Origin of the sequence: Paenibacillus suaedae (genome assembly GCF_032337355.1) — a bacterium.
Lineage (GTDB): Bacteria > Bacillota > Bacilli > Paenibacillales > Paenibacillaceae > Paenibacillus_B > Paenibacillus_B suaedae.
The window spans coordinates 326,289-336,624 of sequence record NZ_JAVYAA010000003.1 but is presented as its reverse complement, the minus strand read 5'-3'; the positions used below and the strand labels follow the sequence as shown (position 1 = coordinate 336,624).

Annotated in this window: 6 protein-coding genes; all 6 read right to left on the bottom strand. The window is 42.8% G+C overall.

Going from position 1 to position 10,336, the window contains the following annotated elements:
- Positions 1 to 11: 11 nt before the first annotated feature.
- Complete coding sequence (locus tag RQP50_RS14890) at positions 12 to 1,262, bottom strand: MFS transporter (protein ID WP_315745872.1); 1,251 nt, start codon at positions 1,260 to 1,262, stop codon at positions 12 to 14.
- A gap of 101 nt (positions 1,263 to 1,363) precedes the next feature.
- The gene (locus RQP50_RS14885) at positions 1,364 to 2,239 is read right to left on the bottom strand and encodes a 3-hydroxyacyl-CoA dehydrogenase family protein (protein WP_083545298.1); all 876 of its coding nucleotides are present in this window, start codon (positions 2,237 to 2,239) and stop codon (positions 1,364 to 1,366) included.
- A 267-nt stretch (positions 2,240 to 2,506) separates the two neighbouring features.
- Positions 2,507 to 2,755: an acyl carrier protein gene (locus RQP50_RS14880; protein WP_028532981.1), complete on the bottom strand. Its 249-nt coding sequence runs from the start codon at positions 2,753 to 2,755 to the stop codon at positions 2,507 to 2,509.
- Positions 2,756 to 2,782: 27 nt separating this feature from the next.
- Positions 2,783 to 3,718, bottom strand: a complete 936-nt coding sequence (locus tag RQP50_RS14875) for an ACP S-malonyltransferase (protein WP_315745871.1) — start codon at positions 3,716 to 3,718, stop codon at positions 2,783 to 2,785.
- 8 nt (positions 3,719 to 3,726) lie between these two features.
- Positions 3,727 to 4,425, bottom strand: a complete 699-nt coding sequence (locus RQP50_RS14870; protein ID WP_315745870.1) for a thioesterase II family protein — start codon at positions 4,423 to 4,425, stop codon at positions 3,727 to 3,729.
- Positions 4,426 to 4,472: 47 nt separating this feature from the next.
- Positions 4,473 to 10,319, bottom strand: a complete 5,847-nt coding sequence (locus RQP50_RS14865) for a type I polyketide synthase (RefSeq protein ID WP_315745869.1) — start codon at positions 10,317 to 10,319, stop codon at positions 4,473 to 4,475.
- Positions 10,320 to 10,336: the final 17 nt, after the last annotated feature.

Below are 10,336 nucleotides of genomic sequence, written 5' to 3'. Positions count from 1 at the left end.
TCCTCTCGAAATTACGCTCCAATTTTTTGCTGTTCCGGATTGTATTGAATAAAAGCCTTAAAGGATTTTAAGAAAAATAAAGGGATAAACAATACGGTCATTGCCATGAAGCCTGTAAATACAATGTATCTTATTGGGAAAAATTCGCCTAATATACCTCCAATAAACATCGCCAGCGGTGCAAGTCCCATCGTAAGAGTTCCCTTAAGCGAGGATACCTTGCCTCTCATTTCCTGAGAAACAGTTAATTGCACCGTTGATTCGATCAGTACATTTACAATTGCGTTGAAAATGCCGCCGATAAATAACAAAATAGCCATGATAATAAAGTTATTCATCATGACTGCGATGGAGAAAACAATCCCTGCCAGTAATCCTGATACGGTTAGTACCATACTTTTGTGGTCAGGCTTGATCCGAAATACGGAAGTAAATATCATTCCCGCAAGCATACCTAATGTAAAGATGGCCATGGCGAGCCCGTATTTAACTTCACCTAGGTTCTCTGCATTTTTAAACATCGGTGCAAGCAATACAATGCTTATCGTTGCAAAAAAATTCAAAAAACCAGCTAAAACAATTAAGTCTCTTAGCCCTTTCATTTTCCAGATGTACCTAAAACCATCCTTCATATCTTGCCAGAAGTTGAATTGTTGATCCTGACTCGTTGACTTCGGTACCTTCATGAAAAATGCGAGAATAAATGAAATGATATAAGAAATACCATTACATAAAAATAAAATGGGTGCGCCTATGAGAGAATACAGCAGACCGCCAGATGAAGGCCCTATGATTTGAGAAATGGCACGCAACATACTTAAATTAGCGCTAGCTTGTACAATCTGAGAAGAGGGAACAATGTCAGGGATCGTTGAGGTTACTGCGGGATTAAAAAATGCAGCGCACGTACCGAGAATAATCCCCGCAACAAAAGCCATCCAAATTTCGAGATATCCCAATATGGCTGCAATGCCGACGAACAGAATACATATCCCTCGTATGAAGTCCATTAAAAGGATCATTTTTCTTCTGTCTGTTCGATCTACAATGACACCTGCAAAGGGTGATATGAGAACTTTGGGCAGCAACGATGTCGCCAGTAATGCCCCCATCAAACCTGGTGAACCGGTTTCGTACAGTACCCAGAAGGTTAAGGCAATTTCATAGATGGAATCGCCTAGCGCAGAAACCAGCTGTCCTTGCCAGAGTAGAAAGAAATTCATCGACCACAACCGCTTTTTAGGTTCGCTTGTATTCTCCATGTTTCCTCCTGTCGAGAGCTAAAACAAAAGAATCGCGCTCAGTATGGAGTGATAATCCCCTCGCCCACCGAACACGATTCCCTTGTCCAACACTTGTTTGATTATGCTTTCACGAAACTGCCTTCGTACACCGGGTAAGAGTAGAATCCTTGTCCACTCTTCCTTCCATGTGTTCCGGCTTCAACCATTTTACGAAGAAGCGGACAGCAACGAAATTTTGAATCCTGGTAGCTCTCGTATAAAATGTCCAGTGATTGTACAACGGTATCCAGACCGATTAAATCAGCGGTTTCAAGCGGGCCCATTTTGTGTCCAAAGCATTTTTTGAATACGTCGTCTACATCTTTCGGATTTGCAACCTGATCCTGAACCACGAATGCAGCCTCATTCATAAACAAATGGGAAATACGGTTAGACACAAAGCCTGGTAAGTCGTTAACGATGATCGCTTCTTTATTCAAGGTCGAGAGAAGATGAACAGTAGCTTCAATGGTCTCCTCCGAAGTATGGTATCCTTTGATCACTTCAACTACTGGTTTCATGATGACTGGATTCATATAATGAGAGCCAATGACCTTTGACGGCCTATTTGTAAGGGCAGCAACCTTGGTAATCGAAATACAGGAAGTATTAACAGAAAAAATACAATGATCGGGGCAGATTCGATCAAGCTTTAGATATACGTCTCTCTTGATCTCCCACTTCTCCGGCACGTTCTCAATGATATAGTCTGCATCTTGTAATCGATCATAATCCATAGTAAAGGAGATTCGATTCAGAATGGTTTCTGGCTTCTCCGCCGCGAAATCTTTGTTGTATAAGCCTTGAAAACGAATGTTGTTGGCAATTTTCTCTTTAGCTCTCGTAAGAATGTCTTCGGAAATATCAACAAGTACTACGTCATACCCGGCTAATGCAAAATTATGCGCAACGCCAGTTCCCATAACGCCTGCACCAATGACTCCAATCACCTTCATGTTTACACCCATCCCCTTCGCATCGTTTAAGGCATAGAACGAGCTGGAATCGTTATACCTTAACGCGAATTATTAAATTCAAAGCTCACAAACATACATAGTTTCGAGTCCTGCACAGAAGCTATCAATACTATCCCGACTCGACAGCCAAGAAGTGCTCTTGAGCAGGACTCAATCCATCCAATAAACCAAGTACCGTAGAGAAAAGTCAGAAAAGAGAGCGAGAACGGTTAACTGCTTCAAGCCTCATTTCCTATGTTCTTATAATCATTGACTTACTGCAGCACTTTTGCTTGCGACGAACGTAGAAATGGCTTCAATAGACCGGAAGTTGTTCAAATTCAAATCTGTGTTATCAATGCCGATGCCGAACTCCTTCTCAATAAACATCACCAGCTGCATAGCAAAGAGAGAGTTGACATCTCCAGTCGCGAAAATATCATCTTGATCCTGCAGTTCTTTCTTCTTAATAAACTGGCTCAAAAATGCTCTTGTTCTGTTTTTGATTTCTTCCATCGTGATACACCTCATTGAATAGTATTTTTACTTGCTTGGCATTTTCAATCGCATGAACTTTTTATACGTTAAAAATTCAGCATCCAGATTGATGAGTCTTGATATTTTCGTAAGGGAATCCTCCAAGCTAACTTCAACAAAACTTTCAATCCCCCACTGACCTAATGTGAGGATGGAGGCATTCCAGTTCATTGGGCTTGTCATATTTTTGATGAGTTCATGCTTTAAATCAGAAGCGCTTTGGATGGCAGTCTGCGAAAATACGGATAATATCGGGATATCGCCATCACAAATCGAAATCTCCTCGACAAGATGCACGAACCTGTCAATGCCTTCTGCTGCATACGGTGAATGAAACGCATAGGGAGCATTGATGGTTGAAGCCTTGATTGCTCCCTCTTGCTCAGCGAGTCTCAGTACCCGATCAACGCTGTCCTTAATTCCTGAGACAACCAGACACGTATCGTTGTTCTCGCTAGCCATATATACGTCATGTTCCGATGTTCCTCGGGCGATGAGATCGTGAACCTCATTGTACGTCTTCCCAACGATTACCCCCATACTGCATGGAATAGCAAAGCCTTTGGGGTATTCATAAATCGTTTGAAGCATTCGCAGTCCGTCGGCAAAAGAAATGGACTTGCCACAAGCCATAGCCGTAATTAAGCCCATACTATAACCAGCCATAATGGCAGGCTTTATGCCTGAATCGACATATTGCTGATACACAAGATAATCACATGTATAAATCGTAATCCAATCGTAGAACATCCTGTCGCATTCGATATGCTGAGAGTGGAACAGATAGCCGAGCAAATCGATTCCAATCTCCTTATTTACCGTGTAGCAGTACTCCTTCAAGGCATGAATCTGGCCTTCTTCCAACATGCCCAAGAGCTCCCGATAGTCCGCTCCAACACCCTGAAAAAGAAATGCCCGCTTGTTATCCGTTAACTTGTTCATGACCACCCTCATTTTTCAGGCAATAATTCGCCCTCCATAATATTCACGATTGTACTGGTATGATCGTTAATAAAAAAATGATCCCCCATAAAATGATAGAACTTGATCCTTTGTTCGCATAAGTCATCCCATTCAATCTCTTGCTTGCCATCAATCCTATCTTCAAGCCCAATAAATACGGAGATGTCACATTTAATTTTCTCTGCTCTTTGCTGAAACTCGTAGTTTTCCATGATTCTGATGTCATTTTTTAATACAGGAAGATAAAACCTCATTAATTCTTTGCTCTGCGAGAGCTCTGCATGGGTGCCTCCCAAGGCAATGATTTTTGCAATAAACTCATCGTCAGGCATCGTGGAACTGACATACATGTTATTTTTCACAATGGGTGATTGCCTGCCTGAGAAAAAAATATGCGCTGGCTTCCGTTGTCCTTCTGCAGTAACTTTATAGTACAGTTCGTAGGCCAGAAGCGTTCCCATGCTATGTCCATATAGCGCATACTCGTCTTTCTGAATTTGATCTTTTATTAAAGAGTAAATATCGTCGACTGCTTCTGTCATATCCTGATAGAAGTCTTGACCGAATCTCTCCCCCCTTCCCTTTATTTCGATGGCTTCAATATCTATAGCGCGATTTGCGAGTTTACTCCAGTTCGAGTACGCACGCTTGGAGCCGCCTGCGAATGGTAAACAGAACAATTTCATGGGTACGTTCTCCTCCGAAGTACAAAGTAACAGGTAAATTATCGTCGTTAATTAAGCAGGGAGTTGATCTCGGACAAAATATCCTCGACGGATTCTTCATTATTGGCTGCGTTGCTGCCATTCTGTTCTGTCTCTTCAAAGCTCATAGCTTCGGTTACTAAATAGCCATTCAATTTCCGTAAGGATGGATAATTGAAGAAGACAGAAATGTCGACTTGCAGATCCAACAGTGCCTTTATTTCATTTCTTAAGGAGAAGATCATTAAGGAATCTACTCCTTGTTCGGTAAAGGAACTATCAACCGATAACTGATTGATATCCTGAAATCCGATAATGTCAGCTGCAGCTTTATGCAGCAAGGATAATAGATACTCGGATCTCTCCGTTTCACTTAATTCATGCAGCTTGGCGATGACATCTTCTTTTGCCGCCGATTGTTCACCTTGTGTTCCTCGCGAATGATTGTTCGTGATGAAGTTGCTTAAAAACGCTGTCACCTCATCCACACCAGTCCGCTGACTAAATAGCTCCCAATTTGCATCGACAACGACAATGGAAGCAAGCTCCTTATGAAATACCTTGTCAATCATTTTCTTGCCTAGCTCTTTGGACATTCCATAGAGCCCTTTATTCTCAATATTCTTTAATATATTGCTGTTGCTTGTCGCCATCCCAGCTTCTTCCCAAGGTCCCCAGCAAATCGACATCGCCGGCATTCCCAGGCTTCTTCTGTATGCTGCAAATCTATTCATAAAGTAATTGGCCGCCGCATAATTGGCCTGCCCCATATTCCCTACTACCGATGAAATAGATGACATCATCACAAAGAAATCCAAGCTCTCATCCTGCAATGCATGATGCAGATGGAAGGATCCCCATACCTTTGTCTTGAATGCGTTTTCGAAGCTGTTCCAGGTTTGATCTTTGATCATCTTATCATCAATGATACCGGCCGCATGAACGACACCTTTAATCGTCAGGTTGTTCTGTTTCAACTTCTGTACCATTGCGATTACGTCAGCCTCGTCACTCACATCAGCCTGTTCAAGGGTGATGTGCACTCCCTTTTCCTTCCACGAGTTCATCGTTTCAAGCAATTTGCCAGAGGCTTGGCTTCTGCTTACTAATATGATGTTCTTGGCGCCTCTGTTGATCAGATACTCTGTGTAAACTTGACCAATGGAACCAGTGCCACCTGTGATCAAATATGCGGCGTCATCATCAATTCGAATCGCAAGCTCCTTTTTATTCGCACGGCTCTTGGAGTTTCTAATCAGCCGAGGAATATACCTCTTATGCTGTTCTCCGAGCACAACCTGCTTCTCTTCTCCATGTAGGATTTCGTTGATAATGTCGTCTATTTCGTTTTTTAGCATATGGGTATCTGTATCAATAATGCCGTCCCATAACAGCGTATGCTCAAGACGAATAACTTCGGTAAATCCCCATAACGGAGCTTGATAGAGTGATGTAGCTGCACCTTTCACTGCGTCATCTATCTGATGCACATTATTCGTTATTACCTTGATTTTCATTTTGTTTGAGTAATTTAATTCAGTTATCGATTGAACGAGATGCAATAACCCGCTGCATTCCTTTTCAACGGTATCTTTCAATTGGTCAGCAGTCAGATTATTTAGCTTAGCCTCATCTGCTGTACTTATATAAATAAGCTTGCAGGTATCCTTTCTATATCGACTCGCGATATTTTCCAGCAGCCTCTTTACGTCGTGCTTATTGGTGTACGAAACAAAGAAGATATCATCATCATGCTCTACATATTTATCACTTTGTATGACTCGAATCGAAGGTATTCCATAACCATTTAACCTTTCATGGAATCGATCGATGATATCCGGGTCATTACCGATGAGTACCATTTTTTCGTTACCGCCAGCTTTTGTATTCTTGCTGGCTCTAGCTTGTTCCATCCATTCCACTTGATAGAGCAGACGCTCGCCGTTATTATTTATTTCTTTGAGTAAGGTATCCCGCTCCGTTACCTTCGCCATTAACCTCTCAATTTCAAAGACGATTTCTCCCTTTTCATTGTAGACATCGATATCGCCCACTACGCCGGATTGTTGAGAATCATCCACCTTAATATGGCACCAATAGCTTTCGGCATCTCTATAGTGATATTTCAATTTGCCTAACGAGATGGGAATAGCGGTCTTTAATGCATACGCCTCACTTTGTGAGTCCATTCTCATGCTCAATTCAGATACAAAGAATATAGATTGGAAGATAGAGTCTATCGTACCTGCATACACGATGTAGTCTTTGCCATTTGGAATGTCCTTTTTGGGATCGATATAGCAGAGTCCTTCAGCTTCACCCTTCCATACTTTCGAGATTCGGGTAAAGCCGTCCCCTAATTGAAAACCAAACTTTTTCATTACATCATAGGCATTGTATCCGGATGTTACTTCAGGGTACTTGTTTGTGAGCTCATCAATCGACACACGCTTCTCTGATTCACGCTCTTGTTCTTGGGACATGAGAATATTTCCCTTGCAATGTGTCATCCAATTCTCATGCTGTGATTGCTTATCTGTACTTACAAGTTCAAATTTCATTTGCTCAATATTAGTATCCTCGATAACGAATTGCACAACCCGCTTCTCGTCTTGTATTGCTGTTAATGGGGCATGAAATTCCACATTGGATATCGTACTGCTTACAGGATTACGGAAATCCTTAGCAATCGAGATGAGCATAGACATATGAGCAGCAGCAGGAGCTATCGCGGTATCAAAGATAATATGTTCCTGCATGAAATACGGATTCTCTACTGTATACGTAGATTGGTACAGAGTACTATTCTTTAGATATGGAGTGCTGATTCTCTGTCCAATAAGCGGATGGTAGTCAGTACCTGCAAGCGCAGGCATGCTGTCCTCATGAGAGCACACTGGCTGCATCCAGTAAGAAGCTTCCCGATCAAACACATACGCAGGCAATGCTACTCGATTGTATGAACGATTGAAGCATGTCTCAAGCCCTTCCCACAGGATCGATACGCCATGGCAATACAGTTCCCCTAAGCAATGCATGATTTGCTCCCATGCATTTTTCTTCATATCAAGAGAGTTCAACAACAGATGCTCTTTATTCAGGATGAGCTTGCCAAGCGAGCATAATGTGTTGTTTGCTCCAATTTCGAGGAAAATGGTGTTTTGCGCATCCTGTAATTGGGATAATGCATGGTAGAAATCGACTTTATCCTTGATGTGATTCGTCCAGTAGTCGGCGTCTAATACTTCATCTTGTTCCACGGCTCTCCCGAGGGTGGCCGATATATAGGTCAGCCTACTGCTTCTAAATTCCACCTCATTCTGCGCAACATCTCGAAATTGCTCCAATATCGGAATCATTAAGTGAGAATGGAATGCATGGGATACATGCAGTCGATTCACTTTCACTTTTCTGTTCTCTGCTTCCGTCGAGATTGCCTCAACAGCATCCCGCTCTCCGGATATTACGATACTCTCTTCTGCATTATGCAGGGCAATAGACACCTTACCCTCATAGCCTCTCAGCAGATCTTCGACCACAGTCTTACTTGTGTAAATAGCCGACATTGCTCCCTCTCCCGGAGCTGAATCCATCAGTTGACCGCGAAGCGCAACCAGCTTCACTGCGTCCTCAAGTGTCAAGATTCCGGCGGCAACTGCTGCAGTATATTCCCCTATGCTGTGGCCCAGCACGATTCCAGGAGTAACCCCTACACGCTCCCAGAACTTGAGTAATGCATATTCGATTGAAAAGATTAAAGGCTGTGCATAGAGGGTTCTCGCAATATCTTTCCCAGTATATTTATCGCTATAGATCATTTCTACTAACGACTTATTGATATACGGCTCAAACAATCGATCACATTGGTCAAAAGCCAATTGGAACGAAGGGTTATGTTCGTACAACTCCTTCCCCATGCCGACGTACTGCGATCCTTGTCCCGTAAACAAGAACACCAGCTTGGTGTCCTGATGCATATCGATGTGTTCACGATGTCTCGTGGAGATCCCCGCTTTGTTGTTCGTATCTATGTAGGCTTGCAGCCTGTTCACTAACTCTTCTCGGTTCTGACCTGTAACCGTAAGCCTGTAAGCAAAATCAGCCTTGGCCTTATTATTGGTATACGCAAAATCGTTGATCGCAATCTGAGGGTTTCTCTTCAAATATGCAAGATTGCTTTTCACATTTTCGACTAATGCCTTTTCACTTTTGGCAGCTATTTTTACGATAGTGATAGGATCAGTATCTTTTGTCTGTGGCGCTTCTCTCTTAGGCGGCTCTTCCAAGATGATGTGGGCATTGGAGCCTCCGAAGCCAAAACCGTTTACGCCCACCCTTCTTACTCGACCTTCGCTTTTCCAAGCTGTATTTTCAGCAATAACGGAAACCGGTGATTTCTCCCAAGGAATAAAAGGGTTAGGTTCATTAAAGTTCAAATTTGCAGGGATAACCTCATTTTTGAACGCTAATAGCACCTTGATAATACTAGCCACTCCTGCTGCCGCTTCCAAATGCCCAATATTCGATTTCACCGAACCAATCTGAAGCGGATTGTCCATAGCTCTATCTTTGCCATAGGTATTGACAACGGCCTTCACCTCAATCGGATCACCAAGCTTAGTACCGGTTCCGTGCATTTCCATATAATCAACATCGGAATAATTCAATCTTGCTTCTTTTAATGCTTTCGTGATTACTTTTTCTTGAGCTAACCCATTCGGTGCCGTTAATCCATTGCTCTTGCCATCTTGATTGATCGCGGTTCCTCTTACGATACCAAGAATATTATCGTTATCCTTTTTGGCATCACGCAGGCGTTTTAAGAGCAACACCCCGCCGCCTTCACCTCGACCATATCCATTTGCTGCAGCATCGAAACTTTTACTTTGTCCGTCGGTAGATATGGCTTCCAGCTTGGAGAAGCACACATGAACGGCAGGTGAAATCATCAAATTCACCGCACCCACGACTGCGGTATCTACCTCACCAGATTTAATCGCTTTGCTGGCTAAATGAAGTGCAGTCAGAGAGGAAGAACATGCGGTGTCCACACAGAAGGAAGGCCCTTCAAACCCAAACGTGTAGGAGATTCTGCCGCAAGCGGTACTGAACGTTGTTCCAGTAAGCGAGTAGGCATCTATTTTAGTTAAATCTCCCGATTTATAGTGGCCGAACGAATACTCTTCTCCGGCGATTCCGATATATACCCCCGTGTTGCTTCCGTAATGCTGAGCAATATTGATGCCCCCATTTTCAAATGCCTCCCACGTCAGTTCCAGCAGCAGTCGCTGCTGTGGATCCAGAGACTTGGCTTCTTTGGGTGACATATTAAAAAATTTCGGGTCAAATCGATCAATGGGTATGTTCAGAAATCCACCCTTCCTGGAATACATCTTTCCAGGCTCTTCTTTGTTATCACTAAAATAGTGATCAACATCCCATCGATCTGCAGGCATATCACAAATGCCATTAATTCCGTTCATTAACACGTCCCAATATTCCTCAGGACTATTGGCTCCCCCTGGGAAGCGGCAGCTGATTCCGACAATTGCAACATCATCATCGGAATTAGGCCCATCCGAGGCACCGTCCAGATCCTCATTACTCACTGCAAAAGCATCTGATTGGTTTAATGCGTTGTATAAGAAGTCTGCATACAGATTGATGTTCGAGTTCTCAAAAATCGATGTAACTTCGATTTCCATTCCAAATTGCATGGACACTTTTTTCGTAAATAGTGGAATGTCAACCGAGACTAATCCCAAGTTGATAAATGGTTCGTTGTAATCCTCCACTTTTTCATCCAAAATGTCTTCCACTAATTCTGCCAAATACGCCGTAATCTCAGGTTTGGTAAAGGATTTTTCTGCACTCATCTTGTCTCATCTCCTCC

Bases quoted from the DNA above. Each gene is read 5' to 3' on its own strand.
- RQP50_RS14880 (WP_028532981.1), bottom strand. From the start codon at position 2,755: ATGGAAGAAATCAAAAACAGAACAAGAGCATTTTTGAGCCAGTTTATT.
- RQP50_RS14865 (WP_315745869.1), bottom strand. From the start codon at position 10,319: ATGAGTGCAGAAAAATCCTTTACCAAACCTGAGATTACGGCGTATTTG.
- RQP50_RS14870 (WP_315745870.1), bottom strand. From the start codon at position 4,425: ATGAAATTGTTCTGTTTACCATTCGCAGGCGGCTCCAAGCGTGCGTAC.
- RQP50_RS14890 (WP_315745872.1), bottom strand. From the start codon at position 1,262: ATGGAGAATACAAGCGAACCTAAAAAGCGGTTGTGGTCGATGAATTTC.
- RQP50_RS14875 (WP_315745871.1), bottom strand. From the start codon at position 3,718: ATGAACAAGTTAACGGATAACAAGCGGGCATTTCTTTTTCAGGGTGTT.
- RQP50_RS14885 (WP_083545298.1), bottom strand. From the start codon at position 2,239: ATGAAGGTGATTGGAGTCATTGGTGCAGGCGTTATGGGAACTGGCGTT.